Origin of the sequence: Psychrobacillus sp. FSL H8-0487 (assembly GCF_038008385.1) — a bacterium.
GTDB classification, from domain to species: Bacteria; Bacillota; Bacilli; order Bacillales_A; family Planococcaceae; genus Psychrobacillus; species Psychrobacillus psychrotolerans.
Window position 1 is genome coordinate 308,722 of sequence record NZ_JBBOZA010000001.1, and the last position, 20,456, is coordinate 329,177.

The 20,456-nt window shown below is 35.9% G+C and carries 18 protein-coding genes; 14 read left to right on the plus strand and 4 right to left on the minus strand.

Translation table 11 applies throughout. From position 1 onward, the window contains the following. Positions 1 to 14 precede the first annotated feature (14 nt). From MHI47_RS01555 to MHI47_RS01565, 3 genes are all read right to left on the minus strand, one after another. Complete coding sequence (locus MHI47_RS01555; protein WP_093536292.1) at positions 15 to 1,730, minus strand: GMC family oxidoreductase; 1,716 nt, start codon at positions 1,728 to 1,730, stop codon at positions 15 to 17. A gap of 28 nt (positions 1,731 to 1,758) precedes the next feature. Beyond that, entirely contained in the window at positions 1,759 to 2,538 is a 780-nt protein-coding gene (locus MHI47_RS01560; RefSeq protein ID WP_340829150.1) for a gluconate 2-dehydrogenase subunit 3 family protein, read from the minus strand. 82 nt (positions 2,539 to 2,620) lie between these two features. Further along, a complete protein-coding gene (locus MHI47_RS01565) occupies positions 2,621 to 2,878 on the minus strand; it encodes a hypothetical protein (RefSeq protein ID WP_093536288.1) in 258 nt (85 codons plus the stop codon). Positions 2,879 to 3,349: 471 nt separating this feature from the next. Here MHI47_RS01565 and tatA point away from each other — a divergent pair, with 471 nt between their 5' ends. Beyond that, positions 3,350 to 3,556 (plus strand): twin-arginine translocase TatA/TatE family subunit, encoded by a 207-nt coding sequence (tatA, locus tag MHI47_RS01570; protein WP_093536286.1) that lies wholly within the window; start codon positions 3,350 to 3,352, stop codon positions 3,554 to 3,556. A gap of 51 nt (positions 3,557 to 3,607) precedes the next feature. On the opposite strand, the gene MHI47_RS01575 is transcribed toward tatA, so the two are convergent. Then, positions 3,608 to 5,359, minus strand: a complete 1,752-nt coding sequence (locus tag MHI47_RS01575) for an ABC transporter ATP-binding protein (RefSeq protein WP_340829152.1) — start codon at positions 5,357 to 5,359, stop codon at positions 3,608 to 3,610. Positions 5,360 to 5,486: 127 nt separating this feature from the next. Between MHI47_RS01575 and MHI47_RS01580 the strand changes: the two genes are divergently transcribed. The 13 genes from MHI47_RS01580 (at position 5,487) to MHI47_RS01640 (ending at position 20,417) form a co-directional block, all read left to right on the plus strand. Next, on the plus strand, positions 5,487 to 6,932 hold the full coding sequence (locus MHI47_RS01580) for an ABC transporter permease (protein ID WP_340829154.1): 1,446 nt from the start codon (positions 5,487 to 5,489) through the stop codon (positions 6,930 to 6,932). Positions 6,933 to 6,952: 20 nt separating this feature from the next. Then, positions 6,953 to 8,443 carry an ABC transporter permease gene (locus MHI47_RS01585; RefSeq protein WP_340829157.1) on the plus strand — a complete coding sequence of 497 codons (1,491 nt, stop codon included), beginning with the start codon at positions 6,953 to 6,955 and terminating at the stop codon, positions 8,441 to 8,443. A 24-nt stretch (positions 8,444 to 8,467) separates the two neighbouring features. Then, a complete protein-coding gene (locus MHI47_RS01590; protein WP_340768014.1) occupies positions 8,468 to 10,279 on the plus strand; it encodes an ABC transporter substrate-binding protein in 1,812 nt (603 codons plus the stop codon). A gap of 347 nt (positions 10,280 to 10,626) precedes the next feature. After that, complete coding sequence (locus MHI47_RS01595; protein WP_093536278.1) at positions 10,627 to 10,815, plus strand: hypothetical protein; 189 nt, start codon at positions 10,627 to 10,629, stop codon at positions 10,813 to 10,815. A gap of 69 nt (positions 10,816 to 10,884) precedes the next feature. Then, positions 10,885 to 11,700: an undecaprenyl-diphosphate phosphatase gene (locus tag MHI47_RS01600; RefSeq protein ID WP_093536276.1), complete on the plus strand. Its 816-nt coding sequence runs from the start codon at positions 10,885 to 10,887 to the stop codon at positions 11,698 to 11,700. A gap of 141 nt (positions 11,701 to 11,841) precedes the next feature. Continuing rightward, positions 11,842 to 12,051, plus strand: coding sequence for a hypothetical protein (locus tag MHI47_RS01605; RefSeq protein WP_340829162.1), 210 nt, complete (start codon positions 11,842 to 11,844; stop codon positions 12,049 to 12,051). A gap of 208 nt (positions 12,052 to 12,259) precedes the next feature. Then, positions 12,260 to 12,898 carry a GntR family transcriptional regulator gene (locus MHI47_RS01610; RefSeq protein ID WP_340761264.1) on the plus strand — a complete coding sequence of 213 codons (639 nt, stop codon included), beginning with the start codon at positions 12,260 to 12,262 and terminating at the stop codon, positions 12,896 to 12,898. Between the two features lie 590 nt (positions 12,899 to 13,488). Then, the gene (locus MHI47_RS01615) at positions 13,489 to 13,746 is read left to right on the plus strand and encodes a hypothetical protein (protein ID WP_093536272.1); all 258 of its coding nucleotides are present in this window, start codon (positions 13,489 to 13,491) and stop codon (positions 13,744 to 13,746) included. Positions 13,747 to 13,814: 68 nt separating this feature from the next. Beyond that, positions 13,815 to 14,585, plus strand: coding sequence for a gluconate 2-dehydrogenase subunit 3 family protein (locus MHI47_RS01620; RefSeq protein ID WP_340768021.1), 771 nt, complete (start codon positions 13,815 to 13,817; stop codon positions 14,583 to 14,585). A 23-nt stretch (positions 14,586 to 14,608) separates the two neighbouring features. After that, the gene (locus MHI47_RS01625) at positions 14,609 to 16,333 is read left to right on the plus strand and encodes a GMC family oxidoreductase (RefSeq protein ID WP_340829165.1); all 1,725 of its coding nucleotides are present in this window, start codon (positions 14,609 to 14,611) and stop codon (positions 16,331 to 16,333) included. Positions 16,334 to 16,763: 430 nt separating this feature from the next. Next, entirely contained in the window at positions 16,764 to 17,888 is a 1,125-nt protein-coding gene (locus MHI47_RS01630; RefSeq protein WP_340829168.1) for an NADH-dependent flavin oxidoreductase, read from the plus strand. 287 nt (positions 17,889 to 18,175) lie between these two features. Continuing rightward, on the plus strand, positions 18,176 to 19,366 hold the full coding sequence (locus MHI47_RS01635; protein WP_340829171.1) for a M14 family zinc carboxypeptidase: 1,191 nt from the start codon (positions 18,176 to 18,178) through the stop codon (positions 19,364 to 19,366). Positions 19,367 to 19,691: 325 nt separating this feature from the next. Continuing rightward, complete coding sequence (locus MHI47_RS01640) at positions 19,692 to 20,417, plus strand: 3-ketoacyl-ACP reductase (protein ID WP_340829173.1); 726 nt, start codon at positions 19,692 to 19,694, stop codon at positions 20,415 to 20,417. The last annotated feature ends 39 nt before the right edge of the window (positions 20,418 to 20,456 follow it).

A 20,456-nucleotide genomic window follows, 5' to 3' on the forward strand; every position in this document is an offset into this window, starting at 1 on the left:
GAAGCGTCTCGTTTTTAAACTAAAGATCCACCAGTTTTTAAGTATTTTTCAATACCTTCAGCAGCACGATATGCTAATGCGCCAACAGTGTTCGTTGGGTTGTATCCTGAGTTTTGTGCAAAGGCACTTGCACCTGGTACGAATACGTTTTCACAATCCCACATTTGTAGGTAACTGTTTAAAGCACTTGTTTCTGGGTCAGCACCCATAATTACTCCACCAGTATTATGAGTAGACTGGTAGTTACGAATATCGTAATCGCCGATTTCATCACCAGTCATTTTAACTTCTTTTGCACCCATTTGCTTCATGATCTCAGCACATTTTTCGCCCATAAATTTCATTAGTTGACGGTCTTGGTCTTTCCAATTGAACGTCATTCTAAGTAATGGGTCACCGAATGCATCTTTATACGTTGGATCTTGATCGATGTAATTATCTTGCCAAGGAAGGGAAGCTCCTTGTGCTTTAATAATAAGAGCTCGGTTTGCGTTTTGGACAGAAGCGTCTTTAAACTCTTTGCCCCAACTTGGAACGTTTGGTGGTACGTGATTATTCGCAATAGGGCGATCCCCTAGTTGTGTAATATGAATTGTAGCACCATGTAAGAAATCTAAGTCAGTGTGATCAAAGAAGTCTCCATTGAAGTCATCAATTTGAGCTCCTAGAGCACCTGCTCCAGCATACATATTAAAATCTTTATCGAAGAAACCAACAGCAGTACCCAAATATGTTTGATATGCATAGTTTCTACCAATAACTCCTGTACCAGTAACTGGATCATATGGGCGGCCAAGTTGAGAATTTAATAGAAGTTTAATATTATTCATTTGATAGGCTGAAACTACAACTACATCTGCCTCTTGAATAAACTCTTCACCAGTACGTGTGTCTACATAAAGTACACCTGTAGCTTTTCCGTTAGTGTGTAGAACTTTACGTACTACACAATGAGGCCGAACTTCGAAGTTCCCTGTTTCCTTAGCTACAGGTAATACTGTAACTACTGGTGATGCTTTCGCTCCATATTCACAACCAAAACGTTCACAGAAACCACAATATTGGCAAGCACTACGAGCAATACCATCTGGATTTGTATATGGTTGTGTTAAATTGTTGGATGGCATATGGTATGGATGATATCCAAGATCTTTAGTTGCACTTTTGAATAATGCTGTAACAGGTGTTTCCAACATTGGTGGATTAGGATATTTAACTTGTGGAGAACCAGGCAATGGATTCGGTTCGCCGCCAATACCAGTCATAGCATCGAATTTATCAAAGTAAGGTTCTAACTCTTTGTAAGTTATACCCCAGTCTTGAAGCATCATCCCTTTAGGGATTTTACCTTTTCCGTAACGTTTAACAGTTTCTGAATAGATCTCGAAATCGTATGGTAAGAAGCGGAAAGTTTGTCCATTCCAATGCTCTCCTGAACCACCTGTTCCCTCTCCAATTAAGAAGCTACCCCATTCACGATAAGGTAATGCTCGTTGTGTCGTATTATGACGGAATGTAAGTGTTTCTTTTGAAAGATCCTGCATCATTTCTTTACGATCTGCGTATCGTAATTCGTCGTGAGCCATAAAATAATCTTCAGTAGAACGTTCTTTACCACGTTCAATACCTACCACTTTATATCCTTTTTTTGTAAGTTCAGCTGCAATAATACCGCCTACCCAACCTACCCCTACTAAAACTATATCTGTTTTTGGTAATTTAGTTGCCAAAGTTTTTCACCCTTTCTATTGGTAGATATTAATGTTGATGTTGCGAGTTTAAGCTCATAGGAGCGATTTTCACGAATTCATCTTTTTCTAATACGTTCATATAATTCGTTTGATGTCCAGGGAAATTTTTCATTTTCCAACCAGCCATATCTTTGTTACCGCCGTACATAGGGTCAGCATATACTCCTTCAATCGTTACTTTTCTAAGCAAAGTAAAGAAAAAGGATGAACTAACAGCTCCGCTTAATTTAACTTTATCAGCTTCGAAGTCTTTTAAGATCTCGATTTGTTGTTCTTCTGTTAAATTAGCAAATTTAGGTTTCTCATCGGATTTCTTCGCAGCCTCTGTATTTAAAGCTGTAATTCCAAGGTTAAAAACTTGCTGACGATTTAAATGGGTTTGGTACCCTTGTTGTGGAACTGCTTCTGCAGGGAAGAAAGGACCAGTCATATATTCTCTTGAGTTAAGGCCGAAGCTTCCTGCAAGTTGATGATCGATATAATATGCAACAAGTAATTCTTTCGCACCGGGTCCTACTTCTGTTTTAGGGAAAATTTGTTCTGTTGCCGCATCTATCGTATCGAATTGTGCTTTGTCAAAATACATTAGTGCTTGGTTGTAATTCACCGCAGCAGATGTTGAATGAACGCCAGTTTCGTGAGTTTCAGATGTTGAATCTTTACCTAGTAAAGAACCGAGTGCTCCACCTAGTACAACTCCACCAACTGTTAATCCGGAATTTTTGATAAATGTACGTCTAGATGAACGTTTATCTAAGTATGGAGCCTTTTTTTCCTGTTCTGACATAATATAACCTCCAACGTAAATTAGTAGAAAAATAGCTTAAATTGTTTATTCAAGTAAACAATGAATTAAAAAAATAATCTAATTAATGAAAAAATGAATGCCAGTTATAAACTAATGAAAATAGGATCGTATAAACCAATAAAAAAGCGATAAAGTATATATATTTTTTTCCAGTCCAGCAAAGAACAATAATAGCTAGTCCAATACTTGAACCTATTAACGCGAACCAAGGGAACTCATTATTATAGTAAAAGAGACCAAGTGCTAAATCTGCTACTATAAATAAAGCAAAAATCACTTGATTCAACAGTTTTAATTCTTCTAAGTTATATTGCGTCACTTTTATTCTCCTTTAACATAGTTCACAAAACTATGAAAATGTAATTTTTATACATAACAAAACAACCGTTTACCAGTCTACTCCTTTTATTTCTTCAATACTACATATTTATTTCGGATGATAAAATATAATTTTATTCTGAAAAAACATTAAATTCGCATAAATATTGCAAATTTATAGTAAAACCGCATGTGTTATTGGTATAAAGTAACTAGTGTTTTGAAGGTAAAAAAAGCTAAAGAACTAGTTGTATAAACAAAGCTCAAGAAAGTTAACGAAGTGAAAAAAGTAGATTTTGTATTAAGGAGACATTTCAAGCTCACACAATTCATTTTGAGTACCTAGGTATTTACAAATTTAAACGTAGGAGTATAATGTGTAATTGATACAAAACAACCAATATTTTTTGTCAGATAAACAACTATTGCAAAAACCACGTGAAAATTATATAGAAAAAGTATAGGAGAGATTATAATGCCAAATATCGGAATACCGGGTCTAATCATTATATTGATCATTGCTTTAATCGTTTTCGGTCCGAAAAAGTTACCTCAATTGGGTAGAGCAGTTGGAGAGACGTTAAAAGAATTCAAAAACTCAACTAAAGATATAGTAGACGATGTTGCAGAAGAATTTAGAATAGAAGATAAAGAAACAGAAACTAAAAAAAATATCTAATGCAAAAAGCCACCTATTTAGGTGGCTTTTTGCATGCGTTAATATGCGTTGCTAGATTAGAGCATGTTGTTTAGGAATAGCTACCCAATGCTCCGGGGATACCTCTATTAACTCGGATTGACTCAATTGGTATTTATCTATTTCTAAGTTGTCTTCCATTAGAGACCGTTTTTTCTTGGCCTCTACTTTAGGATCGGGAATTGGAATTGCGGCTAGTAATGATTTTGTATAAGGGTGCTGAGGGTTAGAATAGAGCTCCTCGCTTTCTGCAAGCTCTACAATTTTCCCAGCGTACATAACTGCCACTCTATCACTAATATGCTTGACCATTGATAAGTCATGCGCAATAAACAAATAGGTAAGCCCTAGACGATGTTGGAGATCCTCTAGCAAGTCGACAATCTGAGATTGTATAGAGACATCTAAAGCGGATAAGGGTTCATCGCAAACGATAAAGTCAGGCTCAACAGCAAGTGCCCGAGCAATTCCGATTCTTTGGCGTTGCCCACCAGAAAATTCATGTGGGTACCGGATGGCGTGTTCAGGTTTTAGTCCCACCATTAGGAGTAATTCTTCCACGCGCTGTTTTCTTTCCTCGTTGTTTTTACTTAAACGGTGTATATCTAATGCTTGCCCGATTATATCCAATATCTTAAAGCGTGGATTTAATGAAGAGTAGGGATCTTGAAAGATCATTTGCATATGTCGACGCATTGTTTTCATTTCATCTTTACTAAGTCTATTTATCGCTAAACCTTGATATAATACATCTCCGTCTGTTGGTTCATGAAGTCGAAGTATCGCTCTACCAGTTGTAGACTTACCTGAACCAGATTCTCCGACTAACCCTAATGTTTCTCCAGGTTTTATGAAAAAGCTAATATCGTCAACTGCTTTTAGTACATTGCCTTTTCCAACATCGAAATTCATTTTAAGGGAACGTACATCTAGTAGAGGTTTTCCGTCTTCTGTCCCAAGGGAATGGAGAGAAGGACGTTTAGCTTTTTTTTTCTGATCTAATCTTGGAAGAGCGTTAAGCAGTTTTTTTGTATAGTCATGTTGAGGGTTTTCAAAGATTTCTTCCGTTGTCCCAGTTTCGACAATTTCTCCATCCTTCATGACTGCTACTCGGTCACACATTCCGGCCACTACACCCAAATCATGGGTGATTAAAATAATAGATGTTCCAAAACGTGCTTGCATGTCTTTCATGAGGTTTAATATTTGCGCTTGAATGGTAACGTCAAGTGCAGTTGTAGGTTCATCTGCAATCAGAAGAGTAGGACGACAAGCCAATGCTATTGCAATCATGACCCTTTGACGCATTCCTCCAGAAAACTCATGCGGATACTGATTGAAACGTTCTTCGCTATTTTTAATTCCTACTAGTTTGAGTAGGTCGAGTGCTTGTTTTTTTGCTTCCTTTTTGGATAACTTTTGGTGTTTGATCAAACTTTCAGCTATTTGTTTGCCAATTCGAATAGTAGGATTAAGGGAGCTCATAGGGTCTTGGAAGATCATACTAATATCTTGCCCTCGGATACTTTCCATCTCTTTTTCTGACTTATTTATAAGATTTTCTCCGAGAAATTCAATCTCGCCGTTTTTTAACAATGAAGGAGGGGAAGGGAGTAATCTCATAATTGAACGAGCGGTAACACTCTTGCCGCTACCTGATTCTCCAACAATCCCAATAGTTTCTCCTTTTTTCACTTCAAAACTGACACCTCGCACAGCTTCAAATTCTTTGTCGCTGGTCAGAAACGAGATATGTAAATCTTTAACCTTTAGAACCGTCTCCAACGTAAAACACCTACCTATTCCTATATATATAATATTAAATAAATATCATTGACTAAATAAAATTTCCTATCTATACTTTACAATACCACTAGGAATTATACAATATCAGAAAGGAGGTAAATAGTCGATGGAATTGCACAAAGAACCATCGCTCAATTTTGGTTTTTCTGCTCATCTTTCATATGTTTTTGAGAAAATGATGAAACGACCGTCCTACAAATATTTGTTGTTAGTATTAGGATTACCCTTACATCTTATTATTTTTTTCTTTTACCAATCTAAAAGAAAAAGTGATACATATTTTACTATTCATAAAATAATAAATGAGTCATTACAAACAGCAGGGCTTAAAGAAAAGTTATTAAGTGATTTCAAGGAACAATACGTTCGAAAACATGCTTTCTTTCAGGAAAAAGTGGATGAACAGCAAATGAATCGGGAAGTAGATAGGCTAACAGAGGAACGCTACTCGAAAATACTCGCAGAAAAAATAAATGACGAGTATGAACGTCAGGGTTTAACAAAGCTAAATTATATCTCCTATTTTCAACGTTTATTAAAAAATCCGCTCTTTTTAATTGTTTCTTTTATACCTGGAGTACTTATGTATATATTGCTGTTGTTGTTTAGTAATTTCTTTATCAAATTTATCTTTGAACGCCTAATTATGAGTGTTTTTGTCATTGCAGGTGTCTCGGTGCTAGTATTTACTATTTTATATTTGTCGCCTTTTGATCCTGCTGCAAATCTTTTAGGTGAATCTGCAACGAAAGAGCAAATTGCTTCTTTTAATCATACGTATGGTCTGGATCTGCCTTACTTGATGCAATTATGGAATGCCGTTAAAGGGATTTTCACATTTGACTTAGGTGCTTCTTTTACTGGGAATGAAGACGTAGCAGCTAGTATTGCTAATAAGTTCCCGATTACTTTAACAATTGCGATTTTCTCACTATTAATGGCTATTGTTATTGCCATTCCAGTTGGAATCATATCAGCTACTAGACAAAATACATTTCTAGATTATTCCTTTATGTTTATCGCATTAATTGGATTATCTATTCCGAATTTCTGGCAGGGCTTAATATTTATATTAAATTTCTCTATTAAACTGCAGTGGTTACCTGCCACTTATAATCCTCAGAATATGTTGTCGATTATTATGCCAGTAATAGTTTTAGGCACAGGGCTTACAGCTTCTGTTGCAAGAATGACTCGCTCCTCTATGCTAGAAATAATAAATGAGGATTATATTATTACGGCAAAAGCGAAAGGGCTAAATGAACGTCAAGTTCTATGGAAGCATGCTATTGGTAACGCAATGATTCCCATTATTACAGTAATTGGATTGTTGTTTGGAGATATGCTCGGGGGAGCAGCTGTTACAGAGAAAGTATTCAATATTAGCGGTATAGGTAGTTATATTGTAGATAAACAGTTTATCCCCGACATTCCTGCCATCATGGGTGGGGTCATATATATTGCTATAACAATTTCATTAGTAAACGTGCTCATCGATATTTTGTATGCGTTTTTTGACCCTCGCATTCGATCTAAGATGAAGCAACTGTAATATAGAAGTAGGTGTAGAGGGTGAACTCGTTTAAAAAACATGCTTTGAAATTGTCTCGAGAGTATACGCAAGCAAACTTTGCATTGGTTCTTTCTATTGTAGTCAGCCTAGTTTTCCTTATAAATAGTTTTAACTATAAAGAAGGAACGATAAAGTCTCTTGTTTTTACGATATTTTTAGTTTATGCATTATTCACTTTGTATCAATTTTTCCTAACATGGAAAATTAAAAAAGATCTTTTGAAATTTGGTGCCATACAGCCAATTACAAGAAAGCTAGGATATATTCAACTCTTAAGTATATTGAGTGCAAATGTTTTTACGGCATCATTTGCTTTTAACTTGATAAAAAACAAAAAAACACCAGATTACACATTTGCTGTATACATGTTATTTACACAGCTTTTCGTAATTGCAATCTCTGCTTTTAATATGTTTAAGCCGTATGTGACAGATACTTTTCTACCCGCAATGGGAATTCTGGTGGGAATCCTGGTTTTTCAAGTAGTAACTTTAGTTCTTGTATCAAAATATGTACAGGATGAATCTGCACCACCTTGGTTTTTGGTCATTGCTATTGTATTGATTGCTTCATCTGTAACTGGTAATTTGTTTAACCTGTTACTTGGTATAAGTTTAATAGTAAAGATACGGAGCCACGATCGTTCAAGAATTATAAAGTGGAACACGATTTGGGGTAAAATCACTCGCAATTCCACTGCGATATTAGGAATGTTCTTCATCATACTTATGCTTTCTCTATCAGTTTGTAGCAAGTATACATTCGATTATGATATGGCGGTAGAAAATGATTATGGAAGCTTGCTTCAACAACCTAGCCTAGAGCATCCCTTTGGAACAGACGATTTTGGAAGGGATCTATTTTCTAGAATTATCTTTGGAGCAAGAATATCTCTACTAGTAGGGTTTGCTTCTACAATTATTCCTCTAATAATAGGGGGGGTTCTTGGAGCAATAGCAGGATATTATACAAAACGTGCGGATAATATTATTATGCGATTGCTAGATATCCTCTATGCAATTCCTGGAATTTTGCTTGCGATTGCTATTATAGCTGCGTTCGGAGCTAACACGATGAACCTGATATTAGCACTTAGTGTTGGTGCAATTCCAAGCTATGCGCGAACGATGAGAGCAAACGTACTCATGGTATCGAACTATGAGTATGTCGATTCTGCACGAGCTTTAGGTGCTTCTGACTTCTCGATTATTTTTAAGCAAATTGTACCTAACTCACTCGCTCCGATGATTGTAAAAGCCACTTTAACAATTGGAGGAGCTGTAATTGCAACGAGTAGTTTAAGTTTTCTTGGACTAGGGGTTGAACCACATATTCCGGAGTGGGGAAATATTTTAAAAATAGGTAGTACTTATCTTGAATCGCATTCCTATCTAGCGATTATACCAGGGCTAGCAATTATAGGTCTTGTATTATCTTTCAATTTCTTAGGAGATGGGTTAAGAGATGCTTTTGATCCAAGAATGGATTAAACAATTATTTAGGAGGAAATGAATATGAAAAAAAGTTTATTGGCAATCCTGATCACTCTAGTAGTGATATTAGCAGGATGTGTAAATACGAAGTCGGACGTTGCGGATAAAGGAAATGATAACAAAGATGTAAAAACAGATGATAGTGCAGTAGCTATTGAACTGTTAGGTATGAGTACTGGGGAAGCGGACATGAATATCGTACGTGACCAACTGATTAAAAATGGTTTTGATGTGAAGTTGAATATCCAACCAGATTACGGTAGCTTTACAGCACAAAAAGATGCAGGAAACTATGACTTAGCACTATCTAGCTGGACAACAGTTACTGGAAATCCTGATTATGCGGTACGTTCACTATTCAAATCAGATGGTGATAACAGTATTATGTCTGATGAAGAAGTAGATAAGTTAATAGAGCAAGCAAGTACAGAAACGGAAGAAGAATTTACGAAGACTTATAAGCAATTAGAACAACGTCTTGTGCTTGATAAAGCATATATAGCCCCTTTATATAATTCGTTCAAAGCACAAGGTGTAAACAAAGAAATTGTAAATGCAGATACAGTAAGACTTGCGAAATCACGTGCAATTGCATGGGAATCTATCGACTTTGTAGATACTTCGAAAAGAGCGACACAACCATTAATAATGCAACAAGCAATCGGAGCACTAACATCTTTAGATCCGATTAAAGGAAATGACGGTTCTATAAATACGTTAAATACAAATATGTATGTAAGACTTGTAAATTTAACAGATGACGATAAAGTAGTCTCAGATGGTTCTTTATCACTTAACCATGTCATTGCGGAAGGAAACCAATCTTATTATTTCCTTCTTCGTGATGATATCAACTTTGCTGCAGTTACAGATGAAAAAGCAGTGGATACTGGGGAACGTGTTGGAGCGGACGATGTAGTATTCTCATTAAACCGAGCTAAAGATGAAAAATCTGTACCAGATCACCGCACATATAGCTTACATGAAAGTATGGAAGAAATAGAAGTAGTAACGGATCTGGCAGAGCTTGATGTAAACCAGTCTGGTAGCGAAGTTACTGTAAAAGAAGCACTTGAAGAGGGCTTAGATGCCAAAATATCAGAATTAGTAGAAGACAAAAATGCAGCTGATAATGCAGCTGGTAAATATCAAGTAGTGAAAATTACAACAGTAAATCCATTCCCACAAGTACTAAATTATTTAGCTCACCAATCTGCAGGTATCGTGTCTAAGAAACAAGTAGAAAGCATTAACACATACGATGTAGAATCATTCGATGTTAACAAAGATATCCCTTATGGGGACCAAAACACCGTTACAGAAGGTGCCAAATATAACAATACGTTATATGCAAGCGGACCTTACATTTTGTCACACAAAAATGATTATGAAGCTATATTCTTGAAAAACCCTGCATATATGACAGGAACGGAAAATGAAGCTAAAATCTCTAATGTAACTGTACGTTTTATACAAGATCCAGATAGCACACTTTCAGCATTACGTAATGGAGAAATTCACATATTCAACGGAGTGCCAGAAACAAAATATGACTTAGTAGAAGGCGATAGCAAGTTAACACTTCAAAAAAGTGACAGTAACGCTGTGTCTTATCTATTGTTCAATACCAAAAACCGTGCAGTATCAGATAGCGAAGATCTAAGAAAAGCTATTCTGTATTCGATTAACCAAGATGAAATTTTAAATTATTATCAAGGAAATAAAAACAAAGCAGTTTCTACTGTAAGTCCACTTGTGGATACTGGAAATGAAGTAGTTGCAGATCCAGCGAAAGTGAAAGAATTCTTAGAGGCTTATAATTCAAGTAAATAATAACTATAAGCGCCAGTTTCTATACAAATTTTGATTTGTATTAGGGGCTGGTTTTTTTATATATAGTATTAGTCGTTGAATGCAGTTTTGATAAAATGGCTAGAAAAAGGATATGGAGATATGCCAAGTTTCCTATTTTCTTAAAGAAATGACTAAAAAAAGTCTAATTATCAACTGGAAATAGTAAAATGTAAGAAGTATGGTAGTGTTTAATGTGGAAGACATGATTTACTAGGTCGTATCTTTTTAGTTGTAGTATCGTTCCTCTTATTTATATGGAGATTACCCTTGAATCAACAATCAAAAAGCATCACTATTGCAACTGGTGATTTATTGGGGGTGCAAAAATGAAATTTCGCTTGTTCCTTGTTTTTATAATTGGATATGCTTTAAGTTTTATTTTATTAACAGATTTATATGACGACAGAGTTCTAAATACGTTATTTAGAGTGTGCTTTGCATTATTTTTTCTATTCGTAATTTGGCTTGTTCAACCTAAAAGAAAAAATAGCGACGATAAGGTTAAAAGAGATTGATGAGGATCAATATAGTTTTGGTCCGTAAAAATAATTGTTCCTTAAAACGAGAATTCATAGGGAGGTAAAATGGGAGAATTAGATGTTATCTTAATAATAAAAATGATTATTATTGGGCTAGTGCAGGGCTTTACAGAACCAATTCCAGTGTCATCTAGTGGACACGTAATGATTGCTAGTGAAATCTTGGGGCTAGGTGAACAAGGATTTACATTTGCTATATTAACAAACACAGCTTCACTATTTGCGATACTTTATATTTATAGAAAAGATATCGCAAGGCTTGCAGTAAATTCATTTCTTTATTTGAAAACGAAAAATCGTCGTTATAAGAGTGACTTTCGTTTTGTTTTCTTTATCATCATTGGCTCTATTCCAGCGGGTGTTCTAGGAATATTGTTAAGTGACTATATAGCAGAAAGTGTTAGCATGACAACGATTGCGGTGATGCTTTTCGTAACAGGGATTGCCTTGTGGGTAATTCGCAATCTGAAAGGTAAAAAAGACGAAAGTGATATTACAATTAAGGATGCTTTTATTGTGGGATTAGGGCAGGCTGTCGCATTAACACCTGGGATTAGTCGTTCAGGTGCAACTATTATTTCCGCAGTTGCTGTTGGAATGAAACAAGATACGGCACTTCGATTTTCATTTATGTTGTATATTCCCGTTAGCCTCGGAGGAGTTATATTAGGTCTTTCTGATTTTCTGAATGAACCGAATAAAGCAGACTTAGCAATTCCGTATTTAGCTGCTTTTATAGCAACACTATTAATGACCTATTTTGCGATGAAGTGGTTTATGGGAATTATGAAAAATGGGAAGCTGGTTTATTTTACATATTATTGTTTCATCGTAGGAGCATTACTTCTAATTTTCTTCTAACGTGCTTTACTTCAAGAAGGAGTAAAGCTTTTTTTATTGAACTAAACTCGCGGATCAACAAGCAGGTATTACTGGAAGAATGTCGAAGTACTTGAATATATGAGGAATTCATCTAACGGTATGAGGGAGCGGCAAAACTATATGAGTAATAAAATTTTTATTTTATATTTTTTAATTGGCATGTTTCTTGTGGTTCCAATTTTAGAATGGCTTGGTATGCCGTTATTTGCAAACATACTAGTTTATTTGTTTGGTGAGCCAGATAAAGGAAACAAAATCATTGTATCTCTGTTTTTGCTTGTTTTCTTGATAGTTCTGGTTCCTTTTATAAAATATAAGAAAAGCACATAACATTAATTGCTTGATGAGACCAACAGGTAATTTAGTAAAAAAAGAATACCAAAATAAAATGGGTTGGGAGAACATATCCTAGCTCCATTTTTTATGTGTATTTTAAATAAACCTCTACCTTTAAAGAGGATGTTTTATTCTTTAAAATAATACTTTGTAAAGTATAATAAGGAAGTATTTACTTAAAATAATTCCGGGGGGTTAAGATATGGTTTCAAACAAGATGAACGCACAAAAATTGGCTTATGAATACATTAGGGAATCTATGCTTGATGGAACTTACAAAGGCGGAATGAAGTTAGTAGAGGAGCGTCTTGCAGATGAGATTGGTGTTAGTCGTACACCAATTCGTGAAGCAATTAAAAGGTTGGAGCAAGAGGGGTTAATTAAGAACAAGCATATATATAATCCGACAGCACAGGATTTGATATACATATATGAGATGCGCATAGTACTAGAAAGCTTTGCAGCGAAAAGAGCAGCGAAAAATATGACAGTGGAGAAGGTTAAAGAACTTGAGAATACTATCCAGGCATCTCGTAATTCGCTTATGGAAGGACAGTCCAAAAATACATATAATGCAAACCAACGTTTTCATGATTTAATTATAAATGAATGTCAAAATCCAATAATGATTGAAAGATTAGCGCAAGCTCAGACAATTTTCTATTTGTTTAGTCTAAGGCTTGATATATATAGTCGTCCAAATATAATAGATGAGCATGAAGAAATTTACAAAGCCATTAAGAATAAGGATGAACAACTTGCCGGAGAACTCATAGCTGAACATTTATATAAAGACATGAATTTTACTTTGGAGCTTATCGGAAGGAATGGGCAGTTTTAAATTATTTATGGTTAGTCACCAAAAGTGATGATTAAATTGCATTCAAACCTACCTGAAGTAAGGTGTTAAAATTTCCCAGATGATACAGAGCACTAATTTATCTAGTTAGCATATGAATTAGTGCTAAAAACTCACCACGAACAGCCTAAATCCTTATAGTACCTCCATTGCACCTTTTTTGGGTGTTTTTTTATTTGGAATACTTTTCTACATAGTCCTCGTTTATAACCTTTGCCCCTTTTCTAAAATTCACTATAAATATATCTAATTTCATTCTAAGAGTTAAAAATGGTCGCACTATCATGTAAAAGCTGCAGTTCATACTTGGGAAGTACCATCTTCTAAGGTACTAATATTGTCTTGTCATAAAGAAAACTTATCCTCTTTTCACTAACTTAATAAGTTATATCAAACTGAGTGAAAAGTTCTTGTTCATGATTATTTCCTAAAATTTTTAAGGTGTACAAACAACAAAAGAATATAGTAGAATAGATAATGTTGTTTTTGTATACAAAAACATATATTTTGTATACAAAATAAAATCATCTTTTGAAACGTGTTTTTACTATTGCATAAAAAGGAGAATAAGTATGACGCAATACAATTTAGAAGAACTGAGGATGCTCAATCAAGTGCTACTGGCCCTTTTCATCGTAGCTGATTTTGCACTTTTACTCTTTTTTTATAATAGTCCATTCCCTTGGTTTGCCCTATTAGGTTCTGGGATTGGTTTAGCTATCATTGTTCTTTGTTGGACAGGAAGAAAACACACTATTTTTATAGCTTCATTGCTTGCTTTTTCAGTTCTGCATACGATTGTTTACAATTGGAGCTCTATTGTGCATTAAAAGAAAAAAAGAAGAATATTTATTAAGCGATTAAATAGAAAACTATTAAATTTATAGGAGGTTTTATTATGTCAGAACAAGAAAAGAATAACACTGTTTTAGACAAACGATCGTCTAGACGGACGTTTATCAAAAATTCTGGTTTGACAGTAGGGGGAGTTGTTTTAGGAGGAGCTTTAGGAAGTCTTCTAATAAAAGATGACAAATCAGCGACCACTACTAAAACTCAAAATCACGCGGCAACACCTAAGGCTAACCCAAATGTAGCTTTAATGTTCTTCACACCAAACCAATATCAAGTTACTCAAGCGGCAGTGGAACGTATTTTCCCAGAAGATGCAAATGGTCCTGGTGCAAAAGAACTTAATGCAGCTATTTATATCGATCATCAGTTGGCTGGCCCATGGGGTTCTAACGTTAAAGACTACCGTTTAGGTGCATTTTATAAAGCAGAAGAAAACCAAGGTCCACAAACGAAGATACTTAGAAAAGATTTATTTCTAGCTGGTTTAGTTAGTTTAGACAAGTATAGTAACGAACAATATGAAGTTGATTTTAAAGAGTTAGAAGCTGCTAAGCAAGATGAAGTTCTACTTTCCTTTAGTGAAGGTAAAGTTGAATTATATGGAAAAGTTTCTTCTTCTCAATTTTTCAATTTACTACGTACATTAACTATAGAGGGTGTATATGCAGACCCAATGTATGGTGGTAACAATGAAATGTTAGGTTGGAGTATGCGTAAGTATCCAGGATCTCGTATGCAATATGTAGCTGAAATACAAGATGAGAAATTTATCGAACTGGAACCACAAAGTTTAAATTCTCATATGGGACATTAATAATAGAAAGGACTGACATATAAATGGTTACAAAATTACCTAAAGTACCTGTTGTAGTAGTAGGAATGGGTTGGGCTGGTGGAATCGTTTCAGCTGAACTAACAAAAGCAGGCATAAGCGTTGTTGGGTTAGAACGAGGTAAAGACCGGACAACAGCTGATTATACAATGGGACATGATGAACTTCGTTATCAACATCGTCAAGAATTAATGCAAGATCTTTCGAAGGAAACTATTACTTATAGAAATACATTATCCGGTAAGGCTTTACCAATGCGTCACTACGGTACATTTATAGTAGGTGACGGAGTAGGTGGTGCAGGTAGTCACTGGAATGGACAAACTTATCGTTTCTTACCTTATGACTTCGAAATACGTACAAAAACAATTGAGCGTTACGGAATCGAAAAAATCCCTGCTTGGATGGAAGGTCTTGAAGACTGGGGTATAACCTATGATGAGATGGAACCATACTATGATACATTCGAAAAAATGGCTGGTATTTCAGGGGAAACAGTAGAACTTTGGGGGAAACGTACGAATCCATATCCAACGCCTCCTTTAGTGAAAACACCATTAATGAAAGAATTCGAAAAAGCGGCAACAAGCTTTGGATACAAACCTTTCGTTATTCCTGCAGCAAACCTTTCTGAAGCATATACAAACCCTGACGGCATCTCTCGTGGAGCATGTCAATACTGTGCGTATTGTGAAAACTTTGGTTGTGAATATGGAGCGAAAGGTGACCCAGCAGTAACGGTAATTCCGGTTGCAAAACAAACAGGTAAGCTAGATCTTCGTACACATTCTAATGTGGTGGAATTAACTAAAAGTGGTGGTAAAGCAAACGGGGTTATTTACGTAGATATGCTAACTGGAGAAAAATTTGAGCAACCTGCAGATGTAGTTGTAGTTGCGAGTTATGTATTCAATAATTCTCGTTTACTTCTAAACTCTGGTATCGGCACTCCTTATGATCCAAAAACAGGTAAAGGGACAATCGGTAAAAATTACTGTTATCAGGTAACAGCTGGAGGTTCTCAGTTATTCTTCGAGGACAAAGAGTTTAACCTATATGGTGGTGCTGGAGCGTTAGGTATTGAGATTGCTGAATACATGGGGGATAACTTTGGCCATGCGGAAGTAGATTTCATACATGGTGCTGGTATTCGTTCAACACAATATGGTGACCGTCCGATTGCGGTAAACCGTGTACCTGCAGGAACGCCAAACTGGGGGGCTGAGTTCAAAGAGAAATCTATTAAATATGCGAATTCAAACTTCCCAGTTAAAACGCAAGGTGCTTCTTTACCACATAAAGAAAATTATCTAGACCTTGACCCAGAATTTAAAGACGAATTTGGATATCCATTATTACGCATGACATATGAATATACAGACAATGACCGCGCGTTGGGGAAATACATGTCTAAGATTACGCGTAAATTTGCAGAAGAAATTGGTGCAGATATTATTGATACAAATGAAGAGCAAGGTCCATTTAATGTAAATAAAGATTCAAATACTCATAATACAGGTGGAGTAATTATGGGGACAGACCCTGAGAAATCAGCGCTAAATACTTACCTACAAATGTGGGAAGCTGAAAACGTGTTTGTTTTAGGTGCATCTGCATTCCCACATAATAGTTGCTTTAATCCAACTGGAACACTGGGTGCACTTTCTTATCGTGCAGCTGAAGGCATACAAAAATATTTAAAAGAAGGCGGATTACTAGTTAAAGCATAAATGACAACTAGTTATTCTATAAAAGAACTCTTGACCGGAATTTAATTTGCGGTCAGGAGTTTTTTTGTGTAAATATGTATATGATCTGACTACAAAAATACGTCGGCTCTATAAATTTGAGAATAATATAGCAACAGATTTGTATAAAACTCACTGAATATAGTAAAAGAATTCTCTCTTAATGTGTATGGCCATGCTGGAATGATCAAGAGTATGAACGTATACATCAAAACATTACCGCTTGGGTGAAAGAAATAGAAAAAATTAGAGCTGAGCAATAAACAAATCCCTATGACGTATACTATTATACATAGTGTGCAGCATAGGGATTTCATGTGGCAGATTGTTGGAACATTAACGTTAACTTCTGTAGTATTAACAAAGAAGATACATTGTTCTTCTTAGGAAGACTAGTAAAGGGGTTAATAAAATGAAACAAAAATACGAAAAGATTTTTCAAGAATTTACGTTTTCATCAGGTGTAAAAGTAAAAAATCGAATTATGGTAGCTCCAATGACTCACTATTCCTCGGAAGAAAGCGGGGAAGTATCGGAAAGAGAGTTAGCCTATTATAAGGAGCGCTCTGGTGGTGTCGGTACATTTATCACTGCTTGTGCATATGTGATCAAGGGTGGTAAAGGATTTCCAGGACAATTTAGCATAGATGATGATAAATTCCTTCCAGGATTGAAAAAACTAGCTCAGAGTATTCAATCGAATGGAACAAAAGCTATTATTCAAATTTATCATGGGGGCAGACAGTCGCCGGCCCAGTTATTACCAGATCAGCAACCCGTTTCAGCAAGTGCTGTTGCTGCGGAACGTGAAGGTGCAATAGTTCCGAGAGAGATGACAGAGGATGAAATTAAGCAGACTATCCAGGCTTTTGGAGATGCTACAAGAAGAGCAATAGATGCAGGCTTTGATGGAGTAGAAATCCACGGAGCTAACACTTACCTGTTACAGCAGTTCTTCTCGCCGCATTCAAATAGAAGAGAAGATCAATGGGGAGGTTCCCTTGAGAAACGTATGAAGTTTCCCATGGCAATCATAGATTCTGTTAAACAAGCAGTAAGGGAACATGCAAAAACACCATTTATTGTTGGTTATCGAATTTCTCCAGAAGAGGGCAGTAACCCTGGGATTCAATTGGAGGATACTCTTCAATTCGTAGATAAGCTAGCTGATCAGGGCTTAGATTATCTACATGTGTCTGTGAATCATTTCTGGAATGGTTCCTTCCGTGAAGAAGATAAAACAGAGTCAAGAATTATTAAGATACATGAAAAAATAGGGGATCGGACTCCGGTAGTTGGAGTAGGTTCATTGCATACACCGGATGAGGTAGTCGAAGCGTTAGAAACGGGAGTGCCTTTCATTGCATTGGGTCGAGAACTATTAATGGAACCAAAGTGGATGGATAAAGTTCAAGCAGGCCAGGAAGATCAAATACGTAAAACTCTTTCGAGACAAGCGCAAGAAGAGTTAGTTATCCCTGATCCATTATGGGATAGACTAGTAAATGTAAAAGGTTGGTTACCAGTAGAAGATTAAAAGAGTCGAGAAAAGTGATAATCACTTTTCTCGACTCTTTTTTAGTAAGGGAATTAGATTGGTAAAAGGAATAACATAAAATTCAATGTAGTTCAATTATCTTATAAAGTGATTAACTTTGGTAGTCGAAATAATTAGTCCTTCGTGTCACTAAAGGTATACATAAATTGAGCTATATAACTCTATTATAATACTAATTAATCAAATATTCATAATAAATTTACTATTTAAATTTCGTTTGTTATTCTAGTAACAGTTCTAAGAATTAGAAGAAGGAGTGATATGTATTGAAGAAAAAAATGGTTAGTACAATAGGTATTTTAGGGCTATGTACAAGCTTGGCTTTTCCTGTTTATGCTGCGGATACGGTTAAACAAGAAACACATCATCATGAATACTCTATCTCTGGTTTTATCAGTCATGGTGAGCTCCAAAAAACACTCAAACAACTTGAGAAGACAAGTAATGGAGTTGTACAGGTAGAGGTCGTTGGTCAATCCCATAAAGGGTTGGATATATACACTGCCAAAGTTGGAACAGGTGACAAAGTTATTCTTCTTCAAAGCGAAATTCATGGTAACGAAAAAACTGGTACAGTCGCTCTTTTAAATCTCTTAAAAAGCCTTTCCACAAATTCAAAAGAAGCAAAGAAAATCCGTGAAGAAGTTACGATTGTTTTCATGCCCATGATGAATCCAGATGCATCTGAAGCGGACAAACGACGTAATAGTATGACATGGGATGAAGCAGTGAGAGATTTCCCACAACTGGCAAGCGCTAAACCTTCTTGGAACTATTTAGACCGAGGGATTAGTCAAAGTTATAACTATGGCGAGAATCCAGGTTTCGATGTGAATAGGGATTTTAATCCAAACTTAAACTATGTCCCAGAGGCGCAAGACTTCCCAGGAGCATCTAACAAGCCAGGTTGGTTTATCACACCTGAATCACAAACTTCTCGTGATGTATATAAGGCATTAAAAGAGGAGTATGGAAATGTAGATGTCTTTGTGGATTTACATCATCAAGGGATATACTATGTGGATGGCACCTCGGATGAAGTAACGCTGTCACTATCCGCACAGTTTGTTCCAGATCCGAACACACCTGAAGGAGCGAAATACGCCCAATATGCTGATAACTACAACTATGATTTTTCAAGACAATTGAACGTTGCAGCTTATAACGAACTTCAATCTTATGGTAACTCAAAGTTCAAGAATATTTCACTCTATTCTCAAGGGCTTGATCTCCCGGGCACAGCTCTTGGAAGCTATGCGCTGAATGGTAGTGGAACTGTGCTTTTTGAGGTGAAAGGTCAGACACAAACAATGGGGCAGAAGGAAAAAGGACAACTTGTTAAATCGGTTGAACGTGGACTAGAAACAATTATTAAAGGCGTCGCAGATGGTTCTGTAGAAACGTTGAATCCGGAAGATTATGAGAAGATTCCACTAACATCTAACAGACCTTCTTGATGTTTTGAATTAAATAATATTACTACGTAATGCCCATTCTTTAGGAAAAATTTTGATGAATAAATATGCCCGTAAATTCCAAATAAGGAGCATTTCTCGTAATTCAAATTGATAATATGCACTATATTTAGGGTCCAACTGATAGGCGTTATAGAGTTACCTATTGAGGATGAAAAAGAGCCGTGAAAAGTGATTAAACACTTCTCTCGGCTTCTTTCCTCTGTATATCATGATGGATTTCACATAGTGAAGTTGTTTAAATGGAGTTTTTCATTTTACAGGACTATGATTAGAGTAGATTATCATGAAAAAGGAGTTGCTAAAAATGGGACAATCATTAAAAGGAAAAGTGGCATTTGTAACGGGAGCAGGAAGAGGTATTGGCGAAGCGATAGCTATTGCTTTAGCAAAAGAAGGAGTAAACGTTGGATTACTTGCAAGAACAGAGGAAGCATTAAAGAGTGTAGCTGAAGAAATTGGTACCTTAAATGTTAAAGTAGCTTATGCGCCAGCAGACGTTTCTTCATTAGAAGAAGTGAAACAAGCAATAGAAAAACTAACTAGTGAATTAGGAACTGCCGATATATTAATAAATAATGCAGGAATTGGTGGCTTTGAGAAACTAGTAGACACAGATCCTGTAGAGTGGAAAAAGATTATTGATGTTAACTTAATGGGTACTTATTATGTAACACATACAGTACTTCCACAACTGATTGAAAAAAATGGAGGAGATATTATTAACATCTCTTCAACAAATGGATTAAATGGTGCGCCTGGTTCAAGTGCATATAGTGCATCTAAATTTGGGGTTATTGGGCTGACAGAATCATTAGCTCAAGAAGTTCGCCGTAATAATATACGCGTGACTGCATTAACTCCGAGTACAGTCGTAACAGAGCTGGCTACCAATTCTTCTTTAGTGGATAAAGATAAAATCGACCAATTTATGCAACCAGAAGATATAGCTGAGTTCATTGTGTCACAATTAAAATTAGATCCGAGAATTTATGTGAAAACAGCTAGCTTATTAGCAACAAATCCTTTCTAAATAAGGCACTTTAAAAAGACCCATTCCTAGAGGAATGGG

Bases quoted from the DNA above. Each gene is read 5' to 3' on its own strand.
- MHI47_RS01560 (WP_340829150.1), bottom strand. From the start codon at position 2,538: ATGTCAGAACAGGAAAAAAAGGCTCCATACTTAGATAAACGTTCATCT.
- MHI47_RS01580 (WP_340829154.1), top strand. From the start codon at position 5,487: ATGGAATTGCACAAAGAACCATCGCTCAATTTTGGTTTTTCTGCTCAT.
- MHI47_RS01590 (WP_340768014.1), top strand. From the start codon at position 8,468: ATGAAAAAAAGTTTATTGGCAATCCTGATCACTCTAGTAGTGATATTA.
- MHI47_RS01595 (WP_093536278.1), top strand. From the start codon at position 10,627: ATGAAATTTCGCTTGTTCCTTGTTTTTATAATTGGATATGCTTTAAGT.
- MHI47_RS01600 (WP_093536276.1), top strand. From the start codon at position 10,885: ATGGGAGAATTAGATGTTATCTTAATAATAAAAATGATTATTATTGGG.
- MHI47_RS01605 (WP_340829162.1), top strand. From the start codon at position 11,842: ATGAGTAATAAAATTTTTATTTTATATTTTTTAATTGGCATGTTTCTT.
- MHI47_RS01610 (WP_340761264.1), top strand. From the start codon at position 12,260: ATGGTTTCAAACAAGATGAACGCACAAAAATTGGCTTATGAATACATT.
- MHI47_RS01615 (WP_093536272.1), top strand. From the start codon at position 13,489: ATGACGCAATACAATTTAGAAGAACTGAGGATGCTCAATCAAGTGCTA.
- MHI47_RS01620 (WP_340768021.1), top strand. From the start codon at position 13,815: ATGTCAGAACAAGAAAAGAATAACACTGTTTTAGACAAACGATCGTCT.
- MHI47_RS01625 (WP_340829165.1), top strand. From the start codon at position 14,609: ATGGTTACAAAATTACCTAAAGTACCTGTTGTAGTAGTAGGAATGGGT.
- MHI47_RS01630 (WP_340829168.1), top strand. From the start codon at position 16,764: ATGAAACAAAAATACGAAAAGATTTTTCAAGAATTTACGTTTTCATCA.
- MHI47_RS01640 (WP_340829173.1), top strand. From the start codon at position 19,692: ATGGGACAATCATTAAAAGGAAAAGTGGCATTTGTAACGGGAGCAGGA.